Origin of the sequence: Corallococcus exercitus, assembly GCF_042231735.1 — a bacterium.
Classification (GTDB): Bacteria; Myxococcota; Myxococcia; order Myxococcales; family Myxococcaceae; genus Corallococcus; species Corallococcus exercitus_B.
The window spans coordinates 7,863,414-7,885,772 of sequence record NZ_CP102577.1 but is presented as its reverse complement, the minus strand read 5'-3'; the positions used below and the strand labels follow the sequence as shown (position 1 = coordinate 7,885,772).

The 22,359-nt window shown below is 72.6% G+C and carries 15 protein-coding genes; 8 read left to right on the top strand and 7 right to left on the bottom strand.

Annotated features, from left to right (window positions below; genetic code table 11):
* The first annotated feature begins 35 nt into the window (after positions 1-35).
* Positions 36-572 (top strand): metal-dependent hydrolase, encoded by a 537-nt coding sequence (locus tag NR792_RS31760; RefSeq protein ID WP_375756460.1) that lies wholly within the window; start codon positions 36-38, stop codon positions 570-572.
* A gap of 20 nt (positions 573-592) precedes the next feature.
* On the opposite strand, the gene NR792_RS31755 is transcribed toward NR792_RS31760, so the two are convergent.
* On the bottom strand, positions 593-1,396 hold the full coding sequence (locus tag NR792_RS31755) for a glutaminyl-peptide cyclotransferase (RefSeq protein ID WP_375756459.1): 804 nt from the start codon (positions 1,394-1,396) through the stop codon (positions 593-595).
* A gap of 62 nt (positions 1,397-1,458) precedes the next feature.
* Positions 1,459-1,920: a response regulator gene (locus tag NR792_RS31750; RefSeq protein ID WP_375756458.1), complete on the bottom strand. Its 462-nt coding sequence runs from the start codon at positions 1,918-1,920 to the stop codon at positions 1,459-1,461.
* A 411-nt stretch (positions 1,921-2,331) separates the two neighbouring features.
* On the opposite strand from NR792_RS31750, the gene NR792_RS31745 reads away from it, so the two are divergent.
* The gene (locus NR792_RS31745) at positions 2,332-3,861 is read left to right on the top strand and encodes a trypsin-like peptidase domain-containing protein (RefSeq protein ID WP_375756457.1); all 1,530 of its coding nucleotides are present in this window, start codon (positions 2,332-2,334) and stop codon (positions 3,859-3,861) included.
* 54 nt (positions 3,862-3,915) lie between these two features.
* On the opposite strand, the gene NR792_RS31740 is transcribed toward NR792_RS31745, so the two are convergent.
* Together NR792_RS31740 and NR792_RS31735 are read right to left on the bottom strand one after the other, a co-directional pair.
* On the bottom strand, positions 3,916-4,671 hold the full coding sequence (locus tag NR792_RS31740; protein WP_375756456.1) for an immunity 52 family protein: 756 nt from the start codon (positions 4,669-4,671) through the stop codon (positions 3,916-3,918).
* A 12-nt stretch (positions 4,672-4,683) separates the two neighbouring features.
* On the bottom strand, positions 4,684-6,273 hold the full coding sequence (locus NR792_RS31735) for a Tox-REase-5 domain-containing protein (RefSeq protein WP_375756455.1): 1,590 nt from the start codon (positions 6,271-6,273) through the stop codon (positions 4,684-4,686).
* Positions 6,274-6,638: 365 nt separating this feature from the next.
* On the opposite strand from NR792_RS31735, the gene NR792_RS31730 reads away from it, so the two are divergent.
* Entirely contained in the window at positions 6,639-10,559 is a 3,921-nt protein-coding gene (locus NR792_RS31730) for a serine/threonine-protein kinase PknK (protein ID WP_375756454.1), read from the top strand.
* A gap of 49 nt (positions 10,560-10,608) precedes the next feature.
* On the opposite strand, the gene NR792_RS31725 is transcribed toward NR792_RS31730, so the two are convergent.
* Together NR792_RS31725 and NR792_RS31720 are read right to left on the bottom strand one after the other, a co-directional pair.
* Complete coding sequence (locus NR792_RS31725; RefSeq protein WP_375756453.1) at positions 10,609-12,420, bottom strand: OPT/YSL family transporter; 1,812 nt, start codon at positions 12,418-12,420, stop codon at positions 10,609-10,611.
* On the bottom strand, positions 12,417-14,681 hold the full coding sequence (locus tag NR792_RS31720; protein ID WP_375761722.1) for a PAS domain S-box protein: 2,265 nt from the start codon (positions 14,679-14,681) through the stop codon (positions 12,417-12,419). The genes NR792_RS31725 and NR792_RS31720 overlap by 4 nt, the downstream gene beginning before the upstream one ends.
* 260 nt (positions 14,682-14,941) lie before the next feature.
* On the opposite strand from NR792_RS31720, the gene NR792_RS31715 reads away from it, so the two are divergent.
* The 3 genes from NR792_RS31715 (at position 14,942) to NR792_RS31705 (ending at position 18,881) form a co-directional block, all read left to right on the top strand.
* Entirely contained in the window at positions 14,942-16,330 is a 1,389-nt protein-coding gene (locus tag NR792_RS31715; protein ID WP_375756452.1) for a serine/threonine-protein kinase, read from the top strand.
* 358 nt (positions 16,331-16,688) lie between these two features.
* Positions 16,689-17,561, top strand: coding sequence for a hypothetical protein (locus NR792_RS31710; protein WP_375756451.1), 873 nt, complete (start codon positions 16,689-16,691; stop codon positions 17,559-17,561).
* 330 nt (positions 17,562-17,891) lie between these two features.
* A complete protein-coding gene (locus NR792_RS31705; RefSeq protein ID WP_375756450.1) occupies positions 17,892-18,881 on the top strand; it encodes a sensor histidine kinase in 990 nt (329 codons plus the stop codon).
* A 13-nt stretch (positions 18,882-18,894) separates the two neighbouring features.
* Here NR792_RS31705 and NR792_RS31700 read toward each other — a convergent pair whose 3' ends face one another.
* On the bottom strand, positions 18,895-19,605 hold the full coding sequence (locus NR792_RS31700; RefSeq protein ID WP_375756449.1) for a TetR/AcrR family transcriptional regulator: 711 nt from the start codon (positions 19,603-19,605) through the stop codon (positions 18,895-18,897).
* Between the two features lie 142 nt (positions 19,606-19,747).
* Here NR792_RS31700 and NR792_RS31695 point away from each other — a divergent pair, with 142 nt between their 5' ends.
* Together NR792_RS31695 and NR792_RS31690 are read left to right on the top strand one after the other, a co-directional pair.
* On the top strand, positions 19,748-20,599 hold the full coding sequence (locus NR792_RS31695; protein WP_375756448.1) for a sterol desaturase family protein: 852 nt from the start codon (positions 19,748-19,750) through the stop codon (positions 20,597-20,599).
* 139 nt (positions 20,600-20,738) lie between these two features.
* Positions 20,739-22,253 carry an FAD/NAD(P)-binding protein gene (locus NR792_RS31690; RefSeq protein ID WP_375756447.1) on the top strand — a complete coding sequence of 505 codons (1,515 nt, stop codon included), beginning with the start codon at positions 20,739-20,741 and terminating at the stop codon, positions 22,251-22,253.
* Positions 22,254-22,359: the final 106 nt, after the last annotated feature.

Sequence of the window (22,359 nt, the reverse complement as noted above, 5' to 3'; positions counted from 1 at the left end):
GCCCCCGGCCCCGGTATGACGTACGCTGGAGTGCCATGAGCCCCATCGTGCACGCCGAACTGTCCTGGCTTCTGGCGCAAGGCCTGCGCGAGCGGCGTGACCGCCTCCTGGTCACCTGCGCGGGGTTGGCGCCGGACTTGGATGGTTTGTCATTGCTGGCGGGTGAAGAGTTCTATTCGCGTTATCACCACGTGATTTTCCATGGCTACGTGGGAGCGCTCGTCACGCTGGCGGTCTGCACCGCGTTGGCACGGCAGCGAGCAGCCGTGGCCCTGCTGTCGGTGGCTGCATTCCATGGTCATCTGCTGTGCGACCTCGCCGGGAGCGGTCCCGGCTGGCCCATCCACTATCTGTGGCCGCAGAGCCTGGAGGCGTGGTCCTGGTCCGGCCAGTGGAACCTGGCCTCGTGGCAGAACTCGCTCATTGGACTGGCCGCGACGCTGGCGTGCCTGGCGTGCGCCCTGCCCTTCCGGCGGACCGTGCTGGAGTTGCTGTCACCGCGCTGGGACGCGGAGGTGGTCCGCACGGTGCGGCGGCGCTTCTTGCGAGAGGGGGATTCCGGCCCGGCCTGAAGTGGACGGGCTGGACTGGCCTACGGCGTGGCGGCGGGCCCCACCAGGGTCACTTCGAAGAGGTCGGGCCACAGCTTGCCGGTGAGGAACAGGCGGCCGGTGCCGGGCTCCAGCGCGATGCCGTTGAGCACCGCCTCATAGCTGCGCACCCGCCCGCGCACCGCCTGCGCCAGCGAGGACGCGTCGATGACCGCCAGCACGCGGCCCGTCGCGTAGTCGATCTTCAGGATGTTGTTGGAATGCCAGACGTTGGCGTAGACGCCGTCCTCCGCGCACTCCAGCTCGTTGAGCAGCTCCTGCGGCACGCCCTGCAACGTCACCTGCACCTGGGACTTCACGCGGAAGTCCTTCGGGTCGTGGAAGCGCAGCGTGGACGTGCCGTCGCTACGCACCAGCTGGCCCCGCCAGTAGCACAGACCCCAGCCCTCGCCGTCGTACGACACCTGCTTCTCCTGCGCGGGCGGCGTGCCGTTCCACACGAAGAGCGTCTCGTCCTGCCAGGTGAGCTGGTACAGCCGCTCGCCGTCGCTCGCGAGCCCCTCCGGGAACACGCCCGGCAGGGACTGCTTCCACAGCGGCGCCGCCTGCTCCAGCGAGATGCGGCGCAGGTCGCCCTTCTCACCGGTGCTCTCGTAGAGCTGGCCCTGGTGGAACTGGAGCCCCTGCGTGAAGGCCGTGGGGTCGTGCGGATATGTGTGGAGGATGCTCGCCACCAGCCGCTGGGGCGTGGCCTCTGGAGTGCCCGCGTCCGTCGTCTGGCGCTGCGTGGGCGCGCACGCCAGGCACAGGAGCGGCAACGACAGGGTCCAGGAGAGGCGGCGCATGGGCTTCCTTGCGACAAGCGGCTTGGCCCCGCCACCTTAGCGCGCCAGCCAGCGGGACGGCGTCACTCGCGCGTCACCCCGAGGGCCACCTCCACCGCGCCGCGCAGCTCATCCATATCGAACGGCTTGTTGAGCACACAGGCGGCCCCCAGGCGCAGGGCCTCACGGTGCAGCTGCACGTCGCCGAAGGCGGTGATGAGGATGACCGGCGTGTTCCACTGCTCGCGCCGCAGCCGGGCGAGCACCTCCAGGCCCGTGAAGCCCGGCATGCGCACGTCGGTGATGATGAGGTCGGGCGCGCGCGACTCCTCCGCCGTCAGCCCTTCAATGAGGACGCGCACCAGGCCCGGCCCGTCCGACGCCTCCACCACCTCATAGCCGCGCCGCACGAGCATCTTGCGGATGAGCGTGCGCATCTCCAGCTGATCATCCGCGACCAGGATGCGCGGGGCCCGGGCGGGCTCGGAGTGGGGGTCTTCCCAGGCCGCGCCGCGCGCGACCCCTTCCGTCTGCTCGTGCACCATGGGCGTGGACTCCTGAAGGGTTGAGAGGGGACCTCCGGCTCCATGAGCATCCGCCGTGCCATGCCCGGAGGGCGCCGTGGCGGTGGGGCCTGGGGCATGCCGCCCCCGGGCGAAATGCCCCGCTTGGGGCACTTTGCCCCGCGCCTGGAGGTCTTCCGGGGCCGGGCTCCCCTCTGAAGGGGGGTTCTGGAGGGGTTGGCCCACGGGCTGCAATGAAGTCCGGGCGTCGGACCGGATGCGGGGCTTCCTCAACGAGCTCCCTTCAGGCAGCTGGGCCACCGGTGGCTCCCGGTGTCGCTGGTGGAACGGGACCGCTGCCTCCTTCCCAGGGTGCCCACCGCATCCGGTTCGACTCTTTTACCCGCTCCGTCCGGAAGGCCTGCTTCCGGCCGCCACCAAGGAGAACGCACGATGGTCCGCACGCTTCCGTCCCGCCGCCACCTTGCCCGCGCGCTCACGCTGCTGCCCCTGGTCGCCCTGGGGGCCTGCAAGCCGGCAGCGGACGTGGCTCCTCCCTCCCGCCCCACGCTGCCGCTCAGGGCAGCCCCCACGCCGACGGCCACGACGCCTTCGGGCGCGAAGGTGGAGCCGGCGGTCTATTCACCCACGCCGGGGTCGCCCGGCGCGCTCATGTCCCTGGCGCCGCTCGTGGACACGGTGAAGGGCGCGGTGGTGAACGTGGAGGTGCAGGCCCGCGCCCGGCCCGCGATGGGCGGGAGGATGCAGGGCCTTCCCCCCGGCCTCGCCGAGCGCTTCGGCATGCCGGGCGGACAGAACCCCTTCGGCGAGGGCGGCGCGCCCGCGAAGCAGGGGGTGGGGTCGGGCTTCGTCATCGACCCGTCCGGCCTGGTGCTCACGAACAACCACGTGGTGGAGGGCGCGGACGTCGTCCGGGTGAAGCTGGAGGACGGGCGCGCGTTCGACGCGGAGGTGCTGGGCCGCGACTCGCTCACGGACGTGGCGCTGCTCCAGCTGAAGGGCGTGTCCGGGAACCTGCCGTTCGTGAAGCTGGGGGATTCGGATGGCCTGCGCGTGGGCGACCCCGTGATGGCCATTGGCAATCCGTTCGGGCTCGCGTCGAGCGTGAGCGCGGGCATCCTGTCCGCCCGGGCGCGCGACATCCACGCGGGTCCGTATGACGACTTCCTGCAGACGGACGCGGCCATCAACCCGGGCAACTCTGGCGGCCCCCTCTTCAACATGAGGGGCGAGGTGGTGGGCATGAACACGGCCATCATCGGCGGCGCGACGGGCATCGGCTTCGCGGTGCCGGCGAACCTCATCCAGGCGCTCCTGCCGCAGCTCCAGGAGACGGGCGTGGTGCGCCGGGGCTGGGTGGGCCTGGCGGTGCAGGACCTCACGCCGGAGCTGGCGCGCGCGCTGCGCGTGGACGCGGCGAAGGGCGCGGTGGTGGCCGGCGTCACCGCGGGCGGGCCGGGTGAGCGGGCGGGCCTGCGCGAGGAGGACATCATCACGTCGGTGGGCGAGCGCGCGGTGGACTCCGCCGGGTCGCTGACGCGCGCGGTGGCGCTGCTCAAGCCGGGCAGCGAGGTGAAGGTGAGCGTGGTGCGTGGCGGCAAGGCGATGGAGGTGCCGGTGAAGCTGGGCACCCGGCCCACGCAGCGGGGTGAAGAGGAAGTGACGCCCCGGGACGCGACGCCCGCGCCCCTGTCGAAGCGGCTGGGCCTGCGGCTGTCGGAGGCGCAGGACGGCAGCGGTGGCGCGCAGGTGGTGTCGGTGGAGTCCGGCAGCGCCGCGGAGCGCGCGGGGCTCGTGCCCGGGATGGTGCTGACGCAGGTGGGCGACCAGAAGGTGTCCGGCGTCGCGGAGGCGGCGCAGGCCCTGACGTCCGCGGAGCCAGGAGCCGCGCTGCTCCTGCGCGCGCGGGTGCCTGGACAGGACGGGGCGCTCTTGCGCGCGATTGAAGTGCCGCAGCGGTAGTTTGGATTTGTAATGGCGCGCTCCACCGGCCGGGTGTGAGCGCGCCGTTGTTTTTCAGCGGGTGGTGATCAGCCCGGCCCGGGTGAGCAGCTCGCGCACGCGCCGGGCCAGCGCCACGTGTTCGGGGTTGGCCACGGTGAAGCGTTCCGGGGTCAGGACGATGAGGGTGCCCTTGTCCTCCACCGGTTCGATGCGCACGGGTGCGGGCAGCGGCGGCACGGTGCCGCGCTGCTTGGAGAAGTAGGTCAGCCAGCCGACCCAGGGGACTGGCTGGTCATTGTCATCCATGTCCCGGTGGGCATGGGACATGGCAACGGCCCAGTCAGGGTCCATGGCCAGTGCCATGCTGCGTACAGCCTCCGTAAGCACAGGGGCGGAGATCACCCGCTCCGCGTTCGGACTTCGCCCGAGCGTGGGCAGGCTCAGCACGCAGCTATTGGGGATGACTTCGGAGTAGCACCCACAGAGGATGCCCAGGGCCGATCTATCGTAATCCCCTCCGCCATTACCAAAGGAGACATTGAAGCCCAGCTCCTCGATGACCGGCTTCCCCTTCTCGCGGTTGACGCCTCGCCGGAACATCTCGGTGAGCGTCGACATGTCCGATGACGACAGGGGAAATTTGCGCTCGTCCTTGAGCGACCGCGTGGGCCTGTACCAGTGAGCAAAAAACGGGTCGCACGGAGCCAACAGTTCCAGGAGCCTCGCGGTCCGCCGTCCACAGTCTTCAGGTACTTCCCTGCGCACACCCCAATAGGCACCTGCGTAGTACGTCTCGATCCGAGTCCAGGGCCTGTCCGTGGCGGTCACAGCGTTCCCTCCTTAGCGTGCTTGAGTGTGCACGATCCGGATCCCTTGAATGCCTTTGTTTTTGAGGAGCATCTCGATTGCGTTCGCGGCCTTCTCCTCGGCGACATGCCACTCGATGCGAACCCCCAGTCCTTGAACGGCTTCGAGCTGCCGTCTCGCCTGCTTAGCGAGTGCTTCTGCTCCCGTGCGTTCGAACCACGGCTTCGGATCCAAGTGATCCAAGAACTTGTTCGCATAGCCCGGTCCCTTGGCATCGAGTAGCCTCCCGTCCCGGAACCCGTCGAACTTCACATCGCCCACCCAGTACGCCTCGTCCGCTGAGTGCCCGGAGATCTGCTCCTGGTAGCGCCGGGCCCGTGGGGACATCGACTCCTTCGCGGGCCCCCACTTCCCTGGCTCGTCCGGAGCCGGCGCCACGTTGGCCTTCTGGAGGATGAGGGCCGCGCCAGGTCCTCCGCTCAGCACCGCCGCCGCGCGTCCGACTGGCACCGCGACGCGCTCGACACTCAGCAGTCCCTCCGCGGACACCGCGAGCACGGGCACCGTGGCCTCCACTCCCGCCGCTGCTCGCGTCAACGTGCGCGTCGTCGCGGAAGCCGTGCCCCACAGCATGAGGACGTTCGTGGTCAGCCGCGCCGCTTCGCGGATCTGCTCGCCCTCCGTCATGTAGCGGAAGCGCTCCCAGTACGCGGGCGATGAAGCGATGAGCGCTGTGACGCCCGCGGGGAGATGACGCAGGCTCGCGATGCTGTCCGTGGGATGGGACAGGAGCTGCCCCATGCCGTGGTACAGCTCCGCGAACGCATCCTCCGCGCCATCCAGTGAGCGGCTGAGGACGTCCGCGTCGTCGTACACCTCCGCGAGCGGTCGCCAATCCACTGCACGCAGCCGCGCATCGACGTGGCGGAAGACACCGCCCCTGCCGCTGTAGAAGCGCCCCAGCTCGAAGTTGCCCGCGCGGAAGGTCCCGTCCTTCCACTGCACGGGCGCCACCTTCTGCTGCGTTCGTCCATCGAGCGCCCAGGCCAGGTACCCATCCGGCCGCAGCACCGCCACCTGCTCCCGGACGAACCGCTCCATCCGGCGCACCAGCTCATCGCGGGACACCTCGCCGCGCTCCAGCACCTCGCGCAGCAGGAAGCCCGCCGCCATGCGGGGCGGATAGGTGCCTGGCGTCACCGGCTTCTCCATCAGCCGGTTCAGCACCTCGGCCGCGTCATCGGGCGTGAAGGGATTGCGGCGGACCGGCAGCTCCTCCAGGCCCTCCAGCCCGGCGCGCAGCAGCAGCTTCTCGAACGCGTCCACCTCCAGCAGGCCCAGCTCCACGGCCTGCCGCGTCTGCTCCTCCGCGCTCCCGAGGAGCACCGTTCCCGGAGGCAGCCGCACGGGAACGTCATCCCCCACCGTGCCGCCTGCCCCCGCGGACACATCCCCATGCAGCGGCGCGGGCGATGCGCTGTGGTAGCGCGCGTAGCCCTGCAACCCCACCGGCAAGGAACGGGCGCGTCCCCCCGCGCAGCCCACCAGACCCGCGATGAGCACCAGACCCAGCCATGCGCGCCGGTCCCCTCCCCTGCCACGCAGTGCCTGAATCCCTCTCATCCCCGTTCCTCCTGGTGAACAGGGTTAGCAGGGAGTCCTGACATCCTGGCCGCAACGCGGTGCGAAATGACGTGGCCAGTGCGCGGGCGACCCGCTGACCCGCTGGCTGCCCCGGATGTCCGGTGTCACGCGGTTCACATGACGTGGCGCCTGGAAGCCCCGGGCAGGGGGAGGACTTTTGACGGGTGTTTCACGCGTCCGTCATTTGACCGACTCCGGGGGTTCGAAAATCACGGCGGCGGTGGCGTAGAGTGGCGGTCGTGCCGCGCTGCCTCACATGCGGGCGGCGTTGGGAGGGCTCTCACGCGCCGTGCCCGCCCGGCGTCCCGCCTCCCATCGCTCCGCCGTCCGATGCCTCGCTCCTCGTGCCCGACGTTCCGGGCTACCGCTGCGAGAAGGTCATCGCGCGCGGCGGCTTCGGCGTGCTCCTGGCCGCGCACAAGCGCTCCGCCGACGGCACCGAGGGTGAACGCATCGCGCTGAAGCTGGCGCGTCCCGGCATCGCGCTCGCGGAGGCGCAGCTCGCCCGCGAGGCGGAGGCCCTGCGCGTCATCGGGCCGCCCACCGTGCCCGCGCTCCACGACACCGGCACGTTGCCCGGCGGACAGCGCTTCGTCGCCATGGAGTACGTGCCGCTGCCCACGCTGGCGGACTGGCTGGCCCAGGTGTCCGGCCCCATGTCGCCGCAGGAGTTCGGGCCTCGCGCCAGCGCGCTCCTGGAGGCGGTGGCCATCGTGCACGCGCACGGGCTGGTGCACTGCGACCTCAAGCCCGAGCACGTCTTCCTGGACGACGCCCACGGCCGCGCCCGCGTCTTCGACTTCGGCCTGGTGCAGCGTCCGGCCCCCGACGCGCTCGCCGACGACGGCACGCCCGGCGACCCGTCCTCCTTCGCCGGCACCGCCGAATACATGGCCCCCGAGCAGTGCGCGGGCCACGCGGCCCTGGATGCGCGCACGGACGTGTACGCGCTGGGCATCATCCTCTACGAGCTCATCACCGGCCGGCCACCCTTCTTCGGCTCGCTCACGGAGGTGCTCCAGGCGCACCTGTCGCTCCGGCCGCCGCCTCCGTCGGAGTTCGCCCCGGTGGCGCCGCCGGTGGAGGAGGTCGTGCTGCGCTGTCTGGCCAAGGAGCCCGCGCGCCGTCCTCGCGACGCGGCCACCGTGGCCCAGGCGCTGCGCGCCGCGCTGGACCACGCGGGCCAGTCCGCGGTGCAGCCCGCGCCCCGGCTCACCCTGCTGCCGGAGGTGCGCCCCGCGCAGACGCGCCGCTCGGTAGCGGTGCTGTTCTTCACCTCCTCGCGCGCGAACCCCGTCGCCGTGCAGAAGGCCCTGGCCGCCTACGGAGGCCACATGGCCTTCACGGACGGCGAGCGCTTCGCGGGCGTCTTCGACCCCGACGTGGGGGAGAACCCCGTGCGCCGCGCGCTGCGCGCCGCCGAAGGCCTGGCCGAGCGGGGACTCGCCCCCGCCGCGCTCGTGGACGTGGCCACCGTCACCGTGCAGCGCCGCCGCGACGGCGCGCCCCGCTACCTGGGCGCCATCTTCGCGCGCGAGGACCGCTATCCCCACGTGCCGGAGCTGCGAGGCCCCCTGCTCTCCCCCGCCGCCGCGGAGGCCGTGCCGGAGGTGCCGTGCCTGCCGGTGCCAGGGCGCTCCGGGCTGATGCGCCCCGCGCCCTCCGGCGCCGCGCCCCGGCCGGACGTCACCGTGCTGCAGCTGGGCAGCGCGATGCTGGTGGGCCGCGACGCGGAGCTGGAGCAGCTGCTGGACAGCGCTCGCACCGCGGTGTCGGACGCGGCGCCCACCATCGTCACCGTGCGCGGCGACCGGGGCCACGGCAAGAGCCACCTGTCCTCCACGCTGAGCCTGCGGCTGAGGGCCGCGCTGCCGCACGCGCGCGTCTACTCCATGCGCTCGCGAGAGCCCGTGCAGGGCGACCCGGAAGGCACGCTGCGCACGCTCTTGCGCGTGGCGCTGCACGGCTTCGACCGCGACGACACCGACACGCAGGAGGACGGCCGCACCGCCATCCTCGACCGGCTGGGGACGCGGCTGGGCATGGAGCTGTGGCCGGGCGTGGCCGCGACGCTCGGGTGGTACGCGCCGGGCGGGCCGGAGCTGCACAGCTGGGCCGCGGCCCCGGGCGCGCTGCGCTCACTGGCCCTGCGCGCCACGGGTGAATTGCTGGCGGCGAGCGCCCGCGAACGGCCGCTGTGCCTCATCGTGGACGACGCGCACTTCGCCGAGGAGACGGCGCTGGACGCGCTGGAGTACGCGGCGCTCGCGGAGACGAGCGTCCCCCTGTGGGTCTGCGTGCTGGTGCGTCCGGGCTTCGAGCTGAGCCGCCCCGCATGGGGCGCCCGCGCCGCGCGCCAGCTGGACCTGCCCCTGTCCGGCCTGTCTCCGGGCGACGCGCAGGCCCTGTGCCGCACGCTGCTCAAGCCGGTGGAGAACGTGCCCGCGCAGGCGGTGGAGCGCATCGTCGAGCGCGCGCAGCGCGTGCCCCTGTTCCTGGTGGAGCTGGTGCGCGGCCTCAAGCGTCAGGGGCTGGTGCGGCAGCGGTCGCCGGGCGGCAACTGGTACCTCGTCACGGACGAGCTGGACCGCGTGCCGGAGCTGCGGCTGGTGGAGTGGCTGGCGGACCGCGAGCTGGGCGCGCTGCCTCCGGCGCTCGCCGCGCATGCCCGGCTGTGCGCGCTGCTGGGCGCGACCTTCACCGCCACGGCGGCGGACGGCGTGGTGCGCGAGCTGGAGCGCGACGGCGCCGCGGCGCAGTTCCCGCTGGACGTGGGACACGCGACGCGGCGGCTGTTGGACTCGGGGCTGCTGGTGGAGCACCGGCTGGAGGGGCTGAGCTTCCGCAACGAGCTGGTGCGCGAGGCCGTGGTCGCGGGCCTGCCCGCCGAGGAGAAGGCGCGCATCCACCGCGCCGCGTACCGCCACTACCTGAGCCCGGCGGGCGCGCAGGAGCGTCAGCGGCTGGCCCGGCTCGCGCTGCACGCGGCGGCGGCGGGCCTGCGTGACGAGGCGGCGGCGCTGACCATCGACCTGGCGGAGTCCGCGCGGGGCCGTCACGCGTTCCTCGACGCGGAGGCCATGTACACGCGCGCCCTGGAGCTCATCGAGCCCGAGGACGAGCTGCGCGGCCTCACGGCGCTGCGGGGCCGCGGCCTGATGCGCTACCGCATCGGCCGGTACGAGGACTCGCTCACGGACTTCGCCATCGCGCGCGAGCGGGCGCGGGGCCTGGGGGATTCGCGCGCGGAGGTGGAGCTGCTGCTCGACGAGGCGATGGCGCTCGACTGGGTGAACGACTACGCGCGCAGCGAGGCGCGGGCCCAGGAGGCGCAGCAGCTGGCGGAGACGGTGACGTCGCCCTACGTGCAGGCGCGGCTGCTGCTGGCGCTGGGCCGCGCGCAGTTCCGCAAGGGTGAGTGGCTGGACGCGCTGATGCCGCTGGAGGCCGCGGCGGAGCGGGCGCGCAAGCTGGGCGACGCGGGCTACGAGACGCTGGTGGTGGCGCTGCTCCTGATGGCGGTCATCCTGCCGAACCTGGGCGACATCGACGGCGCCGAGCGCGTGATGGACGAGGTCATCAGCGCGTGCACGGAGCGCGGTGACCGCTTCCACCTGGGCTCGGCCATCAACAACCGCCGCAACCTGTGGGTGGCACGCCGGGATTTGACGCACGCGCTGAAGGACCAGGAGCGCTTCATGCAGCTGGGGCGCGAGCTGGGCGTGGTGGGCTGGGAGTACTTCGCCGAGCACAACATGGGCGAGCTGTACTACCAGGCGGGCGACGTGGAGGCGGCGGCGCCGCACATCGCGCGGGCCATCGTGCTGGAGCGCCGGCATCCGGAGGTGGCGCACCGTCCGTGGGCGCTGCTGCTCCAGGCGCGGGCCATGGCATGGACGGGCCGGCACGACCGGGCGCGCGACCTGCTGGAGCAGGTGCGGCAGACGATGGCGAACAACCGCCACGGCGTGAACCTGAGCCCGTCGGAGGAAGTGCTGTTCTCCATGGTGGAGCTGTCCGCCAGGGACGCGACGGCCGAGGAGTGGCACGCCCTGCGGGAGCGCTCCGCCCAGGCGTCCGTGGAGCAGGAGCCGCTCGAGGTGCTGGAGATGATGGGCCTCGCGGCCTGGCGCCGGGGCGACTTCGCGGAGGCGATGCTCGCGCTCGGAGAGGCGCTGGCCCGCGCGGCGCACGTGCCGAACCTGATGGAGGACCGCATCCGCCGCTCGCTGGAGCGGGTGAGGGACCTCACGCCCGCGGCGTAGCCCGCCGGCGTCGCACCGCACGCGAACCGCGTCCAGGCCCTGACGGGCGCTACGCCGACCGCGAGAGCGCCGTCGTCGCGGCGATGATGAGCCCCATCAGCGACTCACCCACCAGCGCTCCGGAGCCCAACGACGGCACGTGCGCATCCGTCGTCCTGGGCGACCACTTCCGCGCGAGCGCCGCCAGCCCCGCGCCCAGGCACAGCGTCACCGCGAAGTAGGCGGGCGTGATGAAGCCGATGCCCATCGCCACCGGCGACGGCAGCCACCGCGCCGCCCGGCCCCTCGCGGCAATCGTCAGCACCGCGCCCACCGCGCAGCCCACCAGCGCGCCCCAGCCCGCGTACGGCGGCAGGCCGGCCAGGCCTCGCACGGACACCTCCGCCACCGCGCGGAACTGCGCCGCCGCGGGCACCGGCAACACCGCCGTGCCCAGGCCGTAGGCCTTCACCAGCAGCAGGTAGGCCGGCACCGCCACGACCGCGCCCACCGCCACGCCCACCAGCTGCGCGGCCAGCTGCCGGGAGGCGGACGCGCCCAGCAGGTGCCCCGCCTTCAGCGACCACAGGCTCACGCCCGTCTGCGCCGCGGCGCCCGCCACCACCGAACCCGCCGCCACGTTGGGCGACAGCTCCCCGGGCCGCACCACGCCGAAGACGACCTGCGTGAGGTTCCCCATCTGGCTCACCGGCGACACGTCCGTCTGCCCCGCGCCCCGGGCACACACCGCGCACAGCGGCACCAGCAGCGCGAGCGCCAGCAGCATCGACGGCACGCCCAGCCCGAACAGCACCCCGCCCAGCACCACCGCCAGCACGCACGCGACCGCCGCCACCCACAGGCTCCACCGGGGCAGCCCGCCCCGGCTCGCGCCCACCGAGCGCAGGTCCTTCGCCGCGCCCAGGAAGTCCCGCGCCTGCGCCGCCAGCGACACCACCGCCGCGCCCACCATCAACCCCACGCCGGGCCACATCAGCCACGAGGACAGCGGCTCGTACGCCGCGCCCGCCACCACGCCCGCGTCCACGAGCCCCGGCGCGAGCACGCCCCACGCCAGCCCCGAGCCCAGCAGCATGCTCAGCGCCAGCTGCAGGCCCGTCATCATCCCCACCGCCAGCAGCATGGGGCTCATCCCCACGCCCCACGTCAGCGACTCCAGCGTGACGCCGCCCACGCGGCCCGGCAGCGCCACCATCCCCGGCAGCCACCCGCGCGAATCGCGCATCCACGTGAGCAGCATCGCCACCACCCCGGCGCCCACCAGCGTCCGGCCCCTGCCAGCGGGCGAGCCCTGGGCCTCCGTGGGCGTGGCCGCGTGCAGCGTCGAAATCAGCTCCGCCGTGGCGATGCCCGTGGGGAACGGCAGGGCCTCCTGCTCCAGCAGGCGCCGCCGCAACAACCCCGCCACCAGCACGCCCACCACGCCCAGCACCAGGCCCCAGGCCGCGATGCCCCAGCCCGGCAGGCCCGTGCCCAGCAGGGCCAGCGCCGGCAGCGCGCCCAGCAACCCCGCCGACGCGGGCATCGCGCCCACCGCCGACGCGGCCGTCTGCGTGAGGTTGTTCTCCAGCGGCGTGTACGGCACGCCCCGCCTGCGCCCATAGGCCGCCAGGCCGCTGAAGCCCAGCACCGTCGCGGTGATGGAACCCGAGTCCCACCAGCCCGTCTTCATCCCCATGTAGAGGTTGGTGACGGCCAGCAACGCGCCGATGAGCAGCCCCATCCCCAGCGACCGGGCCGTCCACTCCCGGCCCTGGGAGGCCGCCGCCCCCGTAAGCCCCAGCTCCGTCACGGGCACCGGGTCCACCGGCCCCACCGCGACCTCGGGAGGAGCCGCGGGGTGGCCGGAGGAGGCGCTCATCGAGACGCCTCCGCCGAGCGTCCCACCAGTTCGCGCAGCTGCGCCAGGTCCAGCGGCTTGCTCAGCTTGAGGTTCGGCACGTCGCGCAGGAACGACGTCGTGCGCGGCGTGAACGCGCCACCCGTCATGAACACCATGCGCCCCGCCTGTTCCGGCGCCGAGCGCCCCAGCTCGAAGTACAGGTCCATCCCCGTCATCCCCGGCATCATCACGTCGCAGAGGATGAGGTCGAAGCGGCTGCCCTCATTCACCAGCCGCAGCGCCGCCTGCGCGCTGTTCGCCGTGGACACCTCGTGCTCCGTCGCCAGCGAGCGCTGCAGCGCCACCGTCACGTTGGGCTCGTCATCCACCACCAGGATGCGCGCCCGCGCCCCCGCCGGCGCCGTCGCCGACAGCCGGGGGTAGAGGTCCACCTCGTGCGCCGCCGACCGCAGCACCACGCGGAAGGTGCTGCCCTGGCCCGGCGTGCTCTCCGCGTGGATGGAGCCGCCCATGGACTCCACGATGCCGTGGCAGATGGACAGCCCCAGCCCCGTGCCCACGCCCACCGCCTTCGTGGTGAAGAACGGGTCGAAGATGCGCCCCAGCACCTCCGGCGTCATGCCCACGCCGGTGTCGCGCACCTCCACCACCACCTTGCCCGGCTCGCCCGGACGGATGATGGCGCGAATCTCGTGCTCGGTGACGGAGGACGGGTCCTCCGGGATGGCCTGCGCCGCGTTGAGCAGCAGGTTGAGGAACACCTGGCACAGCCGCGCCTCGCTCGCCTCCACCGCGGGCACGGGCTCGAACTCCGTCACCAGCCGCGCGCGGTGGCGGATGACGTTGTCCGCCATCTTGCACGCCAGCTCCACCGAGCGGCGCACGTCCACCGGCATGGGGCGCGACTCCTGCTCGCCCCGCGCAAAAACTTTCAGGTCCCGCACGATGGTCGCGATGCGCTCCGCGCCCTCCGTCGTCTCGCGCACCAGCTGCTGGATGGAGGCCACCGGCTGCGACGGGGCGCCTTGAGCCTCCAGCTTCTCCAGCCCCTCGCGGATGAGGTGCAGGTTCACCAGCATGTACGCCAGCGGGTTGTTGATTTCGTGCGCCACGCCCGCGCCCAGCGTGCCCACGCTGGCCAGCCGGTCCGCCACCACCAGCCGCGCCTGGAGCTGCCGGCGCTCGCTCAGGTCGCGGTGCACCATGATGTTCGCGATGACGCGCCCTTCGGCGTCGCGCAGCGGCACCACCACGGACTCGCAGACGCACGCCATGCCGTCCGCGCGGCGGAACTCCAGCTCCCCGCTCCAGCGCCCGTGCACCTCCAGCGCGGTGAGGATGGCGCCCGTCAGCCGGTCCGGCTCACCCGGGTGCAGCACGCTGAAGAGCGTCTGCCCCATGGCCTCCTTGCGGCTGCGGCCGAACATCCGCTCCGCGCTGGTGTTCCAGTCAATCACGCCACCCGCCAGGTCCGTGATGACGACGCCGTCGGAGATGCTCTCGAAGATGAGCGCCTGGCGGTGCAGCTCCTGCTCCGCCTGCTTGCGCGCGGTGATGTCCATCACCGTGCCCGTCACCCGCGCGGGCTGCCCCGCCGCGTCCAGCAGCACGTCGCCCTTGCACGAAATCCAGCGGAAGCCGCTGCCCGGGGGCTCGATGCGGTACTCCACGTCCACCTGCGAGCGCTGCTGGAGCGCCGTGGCCAGCCCCGCGCGAAGCCTGGGCAGGTCCGCCGGGTGCACCACCTCCTCCAGGTCCATGGCGCGGCCGGACAGCTTGCCCACGGCCAGGCCCAGGAGCCGGTCCACGTGCTCGCTCCAGGTCACCTGCCCGCTCTTCGCGTTCCAGTCCCAGATGCCCACGCGCGCGGCGGACAGCGCCTGGCGCAGCTGCTCCTCGCGCTGCTCCAGCACCTCGCGCCGGGAGAAGCGGAACACCGTCACCGTGCCCACCTGGAGCCGGTCGCCCTCCTGCAGCTCCGCGGTGGACACCGGCAGCCCGTTGAGGAACGTGCCGTTGGTGGACTCCAGGTCCGTGACGAGGCACGAGCCATCCGGCTTGCGCAGGATGCGCGCGTGCTTGCGCGACACCCCGTGGTCGTCGATGCGCACCTCCGCCTCCGAGCCGCGCCCGATGACGTGCTCGCCCGGCTCCAGCTTGTACGCCTTGCCGATGGCCGCCGGCGTGGTGGTGCTGATGAGGATGAGGCACGCCCCGGTCGAGGACGGGGCCGTCATCGACTGGCCCGCGCAGGTCGTGAGCTCGTCCACCAACGTCATCATGTATGCCAGCCCCCTGGCGTTCCCCTGCGCTCGGGCCGGCCATGTCCTCGCCGCCTGTCGTGCATGACGCCGTGCTCCGTGCAGGCCCGAAGTCCTGGCCCGGACCCCAACCATACCCCAACGGCTTCCAATGAACGTCCCTACACCTCCAGGACAGGCAGCGTGACTCCTGGTGAACGGGCAGACAGGCAGGCAGGGGAGCCACCAGGCATGGGTACTCGCGACCCACCCCGTGGATGGTAGGGTGCGGGGCATTCATGGCGGCGGACTCCGAGAGCACCTTCCGCATCCAGGCGCGCGCGGCCGCGAACGCCCAGGACAAGGCGCACGACACACCCCTCCGTCCCGAGCGCGGGCCGGGCACGCTCGCGGGCGAGTACGTGCTCAAGGGCATGCTGGCCGCCGGTGGCCACGGCAGCGTCTACGAGGCGGAGCACCGCATCCTGGGGCGGCACGCGGCGGTGAAGGTGCTGCACTCGCACCTGGCGGACCAGGGGGAGATGCTCCAGCGCTTCGTGCGCGAGGCGCGCGTCGTCAATCAGATCCACCACCCGAACATCGTGGACGTCTACGACTTCGGGCTGATGCCGGACGGCAGCCCCTACTACGTGATGGAGCTGCTCTCCGGGCGCACCCTGAGCCAGGTGGTGCAGGAGCGCGGGCGGCTGTCCGCGTCCCGCGCGCTGGCGTACCTGGAGCCCATCTGCGGCGCGCTGGAGGCGGCGCACCGCGCGGGCGTCGTGCACCGCGACCTGAAGTCCAGCAACATCCTCGTCGTGGAGGAGGGGGAGAAGCCCCGGCTGAAGCTGCTCGACTTCGGCATCGCGAAGCTGATCCAACAGGAGCCCGGGCAGGAGGGGCTCACCACCGCGGGCCAGCGCCTGGGCACCGCGCACGCGATGGCGCCCGAGCAGTTCCGGGGCGGGCGCATCGGGCCGCCCACGGACGTGTACGCGCTGGGCGTGCTGCTCTACCAGCTGCTCACCGGCCGCTATCCGTTCCAGTCCGATGACCGGCTGGAGCTGGAGCGGATGCACCTGGAGGCCCCGCCGCCGCGCCCCAGCGTGCGCGCGCCGGTGTCACCCGCCATGGACGCGGTGGTGCTGCGCTGCCTGGACAAGGACGCCACCCGCCGCTACCCCAGCGTGAACGCCTTCCTCACCGCCCTGCGCGAGGCCGCCGAGGAGCCCGGCCAGGTGGAGGGCCAGACGCGCGCCGTGCTCGCGGTGAACGCGGAGGTGGTGCTGCCCGCCACGGACCAGGACGACGACACCGTGTACGCCGCGCTCGCGGGCGTGCTGGACACGCTGGAGCAGGGCCTGCGCGCGGAGGGCTTCCTCCTGGCGCTCCAGACGGGCACCACGCTCTTGGGCGTGCGGCCCCTGTCCGCCGACACCGCGCCCGCTCAAACCCTCCATGCCCTGCGCGACCTGCACGCGGAGGCCCAGCGGCTGGCGGAGTCCGCCCACGCCCGCGTCCACCTCTGCATCCACCATGGCGAGGCGGAGACACGCGGCGAGTCCGGTGAGGCCGAGGTGGTAGGCGGCCCGGTCACGCATGTGGCAACCTGGAACGTAAGGGACCCCGGTGGTTTCGCCATCACCCGTCCCGCCGCACAGTTGCTTGAAGGTCCTCCCCCGCAGTGAGCCGTCCCCGCCGTCCCTTCTTCACTCCTCCTCCCCCTGTCGCACCCCGCCTGAGCCTGTGGTTCCACGCCCTTCACTGGACTACGTCTGCCTCCGTGAGAATTGGACCCACACAATAATTTTTTGACGAAGCGGTATTTATTTTCAATCCTGAATCCGTCACGATTCCCCTGTCTGACAGTTTCAGCACCTTTCTAGCTGAAAGCCTGGACTGCCTGACATTCTGGAAGTCGGTCCTCCGACTTCCCCTCGAGCGGGAGCCCCCTACATGCGCCTCACCCCTGCTTTTCGGCCTGGAAGTGGATGCAGCGAGTGGTGGAACCGAGTTGCCTCACGCCAACCCCTGAAGGCGGCGTTGATGACGGGGGCGCTGCTGGCCCTCGTGGGTTGTGGCGGCGCGATGCCGGAGGACGCCCTGGGGGCGGACCTGGCGTCGGTGGATCAGGCGCAGCACGTGGACAACGGCCTCTCCACGAACGGCCTGTCCACGAACGGCCTGTCCACGAACGGCCTGTCCACCAACGGCCTGTCCACCAACGGCCTGTCCACGAACGGCTTCAACGACTGGTTCAACCAGAACGCGGACACGGCGCCGACGTTGATGGCGTACATCGTGAAGTGCGCGGTGCCCTCGGGCCAGACGCGCACCTTCCTGTCCCCGACGACGGGGGCGAAGTACACGTGGCAGGGCAGCCTGGGTCTGGCGCCGGGCTGGGCGTCGGGCAGCCCCGCGACGCTGACGGAGCAGCAGGCGGTGAGCGCGTGCCTGGCGGCGCACGCGAACAAGTACGGCCTGCACGTCGCGCTGTCCGTGCTGGGCCGCACGGCGCAGGGCGCGGTGGTGCCCTACTCCGCCGAGGAGCTGTCCCAGTACAGCGCGAAGGAGGGCTGCTTCTTCGGCAACCTCTTCACCAACGAGGGCCTGTTCGCGGCGCGTGATCGCGACTTCAGCGCCGCGGAGAGCTCCACGCGCGCGTGCGGCCTCACGCTGAACGCGAACACCTGCGCGCCCATCACCAACGTTGGCAGCTGCGCGCAGTTCTGCACGAAGGGCGACCCGAGCCAGCCCTACTACACGCAGTGCACCTACAACGGGAAGACGTACCCGGCCATCACCACGCGCGTGCAGCCCACGGAGCTGTTCCGCTGCGGCGACGGCGTGTGCCAGTTCACCGAGCGCGCGGGCTCCGGCACCACGGCGGACAGCTGCCGCGCGGACTGCGGTGCCTGAAGCAGGACGCACCTGTCGGACCGGCGGTTCGGACCGGCGGTGAAGTGCTGGACATGGACGGCCTCGGCCCCCACCTCGGGCCGCGTGTCCAGAAGCATCCGGGCGTGCGGTGTGCTCCTCCGCGCGCCCGAATCCCCAGTGGAAAATGACAGCCGGGACGTGAATCCGGGCGGTGTCCGCTCGACGGCATCACGTACTCGCGCGCACCTTGCCGGGCACGAGGCGGCGGTGTTGGATGGCCCTCCACAGCACAGGCCGGGCCCGGGGGTAGGGACCACCGCTGCGAGGAGCGGTGACGGCCGCGGATGGAGTCGGGTGGAGCGGGCCGCGATGACGTTACGAGCGAAGGTCGGGCGGTTGGCGGCGATGACGCGGCGGCGGGGCATGCTCCGCCAGGCCTTCGAGCGCCTGGGCCCCGGCCCTGGCGCCAAGAGCCGGTGCGCCGTGGAGACGCCCTGCGCGGACAACCGGTTGCTGGAGGAGACGGTGCGCGAGCGCACCGCGGCGCTGGAGGCCGCCAACGCGAAGCTGTCCAGCAGCCTGGAGCAGCTGCACGCGACGCAGACCCAGCTGCTCTTCGCGGACCGGCTCATCGCGCTGGGGCGTATCGCGGCGGGCGTGGGCCATGAAATCAACAACCCGCTGGCCTTCATCCTGAGCAACCTGGAGTACATCCACCAGGAGCTGCAGCAGAAGGAGCGCCTGTCGGAGCAGGACCGGCAGGAGATACTGGAAGCGCTGGCGGAGACGCGCGACGGCGCGGAGCGCATCCGGCTCATCGTGCGCGACCTGCAGACGCTGTCGCGCGCGGAGGACGTGGGCAGCGGGCCCGCGGAGCTGGCCGCGGTGGTGCGCACGGCGGCGAAGATGGCCATGCACGAGCTGCGGCACCGCGCGCGGCTGGTGGTGGAGTGCGACGGCGTGCCGCCGGTGCAGGGCAACGGCTCGCGGCTGGGGCAGGTGTTCCTCAACCTGCTGCTCAACGCGGCGCAGTCCATCTCCCCCGGGAACGCGGAGGGCAACGAGGTGCGCGTGGTGGCGCGCCCCGGAGAGCCCGGTCACGTGTTGGTGGAGGTGCGCGACACCGGCTGCGGCATCGCGCCGGAGCACCGCGAGCGCATCTTCGACCCCTTCTTCACCACCAAGCCGCTGGGCGTGGGCACGGGGCTGGGGCTCGCGGTGTGCCATGGCATCGTCACCTCGCTGGGCGGCACGCTGACGATGGAGAGCGCGCCCGGCCGGGGCAGCGTCTTCCGCGTGTCGCTGCCGGTGGCGGGCGCCTTCGTGCAGTCGCCGCGCTCCCAGGCCGACTGGACCTGAAGCGGCGCCGTCTTCAGCCTCCGCCGGGCAGCTTCACCCCCAGGGCCCCCTGGAGCATCCCGCCCAGCACCTCGCGAAAGAGCGCGTCCGACGCCGCGTCCACGGGGCGGCCCAGCACGGGCAGCAGCACCTCCCGCCCGAGCATGAACCACTGCGACGCGCACAGCGCCACGACCAGCGTCATGTCCACCGCGTCGCGCGACGGCGGCGGCGTGCCCTGCGCTTCCGCCACGCGGCCCGCCTGGAACTCCAGCGCGTCCGCCAACAGCCGCAGGCCCTGCGCGCTCGCCAGCGGCATGTGCTCGGTGCGCCCGGTGAGCAGCGCCCAGGCCATCAGCCGGCTGTGCTGCCCCTGCTGCACGATGGTGAAGAAGCGCTCGAGCAGCGCTCCGGCGCTGGGCGGCGTGTCCAGCGTGAGCAGCTGTTCCCGGAAGGACGCCGCCAGCAGCTCGTTGCGGCGCAGGAGCACCTCGCGCACCAGGGCCTCGTAGGTGCCGAAGTAGTGCGTGACCAGCGCGTGGCTCACCCCCGCCGCCTTCGCCACCGCCTGGAGCCCCACCCGGTCCGGCCCCTGCTCCACGAGCAGCGGCTCGGCGGCCTGGAGGATGGCCTCGCGCGCCTCCTCCGGGGTGCGCCGCCTGCGGGGCGCGGCGGGCTTCGCGGGACGGCGGGAAGCCGGGGTGCGCCGGGCCGGAGCCCGGCCCTGGGGACGCTTGGGTGCCATCGCGGCGCATCCTAGCCACCGTGCTCCGTCCTTCAACGCGCGCCACTATTGTCAGATTTGACAATGGGCTGGGGTCGTCACTATCAATGGGGTGTCCGGGCGTGACTGGCCCGGGGGTGTGCTGGCCTTCGCGAGGTCCGTGATGCTGATGCTGCTGCCCCAGGATTCGTCCCTGCCCCTGCTGTTCCTGCTGGTGCTGTTGATCAGCGGGACCCTCAAGCTGCTGACGGTGGTGGGCGGGTGGCTGGCGTGGCGCACGCGGCTGGCGGAGCGCTTCCGGGTGTTCCGGCGGGAGCTGGCGAAGGGGCAGCTGCGCAGCGAGGCGCTGGCGGCGGTGGGCGTGGTGCTGACGGACGCGGTGGTGCTCGCGACCTTCCGGCACTTCACCGGGCCGCTGGTGGCGCCGTTCAACCTGTCCAGGGCGCTCTGGTCGTACGCGTGGATGTTCGTGGGCTTCGAGGTGTGGTTCTACGTGACGCACCGGCTGCTGCACCTGCCGCGCTTCTACCGCTTCCACGCGCAGCACCACGTGGCGCAGGTGACGGAGCCGCTCACCGCGCTGTCGTTCTCCGTGGCGGAGCGGCTGGTGCTGATGGGCGGCGGGCTCAGCCTGCACTTCGCGGCCATGCACCTGCTGCCGGGCTCGCAGGTGGGTGTCCTGGCCTACATGCTGACCAACTACCTCCTCAACGCCTTCGGGCACGGCAACACGGAGTGGCTGCCGAAGCGCTTCGTGACGTCCTGGGTGGGCCGCGTCTTCTTCACCCCCACGTTCCACGCGCTGCACCATGCGCGCTACCAGGGGCACTACGGCCTCTTCACCGTGGTGCTGGACCGGTGGCTGGGCACCGCGTTCGCCGACTATCCGCTCGTGCATGCGCGCGCCCGCGCTGGCGAGGGGCTCACGCGCATCGGGGAGCGGCTGGCGGTTGCTCCCCCCGCCCCTGCCGTCTCCGTGGTGCCCCAGGTGCCCGACGTACGCCAGGCGCTCTGAGGTCCGCCGGACCCCGACGTCCCAGGGTGGGCCCCGAGGCGCTGGAGCGGCGCTGGAGCCGTGGGCCGACGGACACTCCACGCGGGGGACGACACCCGGGAGGGATGGCATCCGGGGGGGCCGGACCTAGAATCGAGCGGTGAACTCCCGGCAGGACGTCATCATCATCGGCGCGGGCGCCAGCGGAACGCTGCTGGCGGCCTGTCTCTTGCGGGGCGCCCGTTCGCCCCTGCGCGTGGCCCTCGTGGAACGGGGGGAGCGCCTGGGGCGGGGGATCGCGTACTCGACGACCAGCGCGCGTCACCTGCTCAACGTGCCGGCCGGCCGAATGAGCGCCTGGGTCGAGGACCCGGAGCACTTCCTGCGCTGGCTGCGCGTGGAGGCGCCGGACACGCCGCCGTCCGCCTTCGTCGAGCGCCGCCGCTACGGCCAGTATCTCGAGTCGGTGCTGAAGGAGTCCGCCGCGCGGGCCGCGCCGGGCGTCCAGTTGGAGACGCCGCGCGACGAGGTGACGGCGGTGGTGGACACCGCGGACGGCGTGAGGGTGTCGCTCGCGAGCGGCGCCAGCCTGGAGGCGCGCAGCGTGGTGCTGGCGCTGGGCAACGCGCTGCCCGCGGACCTGCGCGTGCCGGACGGCGGGCTGTACGCAAGCCCCCGCTACCACCGCTCGCCGTGGATGCCCGGGGCGCTGGAGGGCATCGGCGCCGGGGAGTCGGTGCTGCTCATCGGCACGGCGCTCACCATGGTGGACACGGTGCTGTCGCTGGGCGAGCGCGGCCACCAGGGCCCGGTGCACGCGCTGTCCCGGCACGGCCTGCTGCCGCACCCGCACCGCGCGCACGGAGCGAAGACGCCCGCCGCGGCGGAGCCCCTGCGCATCCGCGAGCTGTTGCGCTCGGTGCGCCGGGAGATGGACCGCTGTCGCGACGCGGAGACCGCGTCCCCTTCCCCGGAGGGCGTGGTGCCGTTCAGCACGCTGCGCATCCGCGACGTGCTGCGCACGATGCGCCAGGAGGTGGACGCACAGGCGGCCGCGGGCGCGGACTGGCGCGCGGCGGTGGATGCGCTGCGGCCGGTGACGACGCCCCTGTGGCAGCGGCTGTCGGAGACGGAGCGGCGGCGGTTCCTGCGCCACCTGCGGGCGTACTGGGAGGTGCACCGCCACCGCATGGCGCCGGAGATCCACGACGCGCTGGACGCGTGGCGGAGCGACGGGCGGCTGGTGCTCCACGCGGCCCGCGTGCTCGGCTTCGAGCTGGAGCCGGACGCGGTGGCGGTCCGCCTGCGGCGCCGGGGCGAGCGCGAACCCCAGGTGCTGCGCGTGCAGCACGTCATCAACTGCACCGGCCCCGAGGCGAGCCCCGCCTCGCGCAGCCAGCCCGTCCTGCGGGGCCTGCTGGAGGCGGGACAGGCGCGCGCGGACTCGCTGGGCATTGGCCTGGCGACGGCGCTGGACGGCGCGGTGCTGGACGCGCGCGGCCAGCCGTCCGCCCACCTCTTCACGCTGGGCCCGCCGCGCCGGGGCGACCTCTGGGAGACCACCGCCGTGCCGGAGATCCGCTCCCAGGCCCGGGACCTGGCGGACCTCCTGCTGCGCCGGCTGGGCGTGTCCCGGACCGCGACGTCCGAGACGGCCTCCACCGCGTCGCCCTGAGCCACGGCGCCTGACCGGGAGGACGAAGGCCCCGGGGCCCGCGTGCTCGCGGGGTGTCCCACCGGGGGTGAAGGCCCCGTGCCGCTGGCGCCTTGGAACGCGCACC

What these genes read in the sequence shown, in the direction of transcription:
- NR792_RS31760 (WP_375756460.1), top strand. Translation starts at nt 36, where the DNA reads ATGAGCCCCATCGTGCACGCCGAACTGTCCTGGCTTCTGGCGCAAGGC.
- NR792_RS31755 (WP_375756459.1), bottom strand. Translation starts at nt 1,396, where the DNA reads ATGCGCCGCCTCTCCTGGACCCTGTCGTTGCCGCTCCTGTGCCTGGCG.
- NR792_RS31750 (WP_375756458.1), bottom strand. Translation starts at nt 1,920, where the DNA reads ATGGTGCACGAGCAGACGGAAGGGGTCGCGCGCGGCGCGGCCTGGGAA.
- NR792_RS31745 (WP_375756457.1), top strand. Translation starts at nt 2,332, where the DNA reads ATGGTCCGCACGCTTCCGTCCCGCCGCCACCTTGCCCGCGCGCTCACG.
- NR792_RS31735 (WP_375756455.1), bottom strand. Translation starts at nt 6,273, where the DNA reads ATGAGAGGGATTCAGGCACTGCGTGGCAGGGGAGGGGACCGGCGCGCA.
- NR792_RS31725 (WP_375756453.1), bottom strand. Translation starts at nt 12,420, where the DNA reads ATGAGCGCCTCCTCCGGCCACCCCGCGGCTCCTCCCGAGGTCGCGGTG.
- NR792_RS31720 (WP_375761722.1), bottom strand. Translation starts at nt 14,681, where the DNA reads ATGACGTTGGTGGACGAGCTCACGACCTGCGCGGGCCAGTCGATGACG.
- NR792_RS31715 (WP_375756452.1), top strand. Translation starts at nt 14,942, where the DNA reads ATGGCGGCGGACTCCGAGAGCACCTTCCGCATCCAGGCGCGCGCGGCC.
- NR792_RS31710 (WP_375756451.1), top strand. Translation starts at nt 16,689, where the DNA reads ATGACGGGGGCGCTGCTGGCCCTCGTGGGTTGTGGCGGCGCGATGCCG.
- NR792_RS31705 (WP_375756450.1), top strand. Translation starts at nt 17,892, where the DNA reads ATGACGTTACGAGCGAAGGTCGGGCGGTTGGCGGCGATGACGCGGCGG.
- NR792_RS31700 (WP_375756449.1), bottom strand. Translation starts at nt 19,605, where the DNA reads ATGGCACCCAAGCGTCCCCAGGGCCGGGCTCCGGCCCGGCGCACCCCG.
- NR792_RS31695 (WP_375756448.1), top strand. Translation starts at nt 19,748, where the DNA reads ATGCTGATGCTGCTGCCCCAGGATTCGTCCCTGCCCCTGCTGTTCCTG.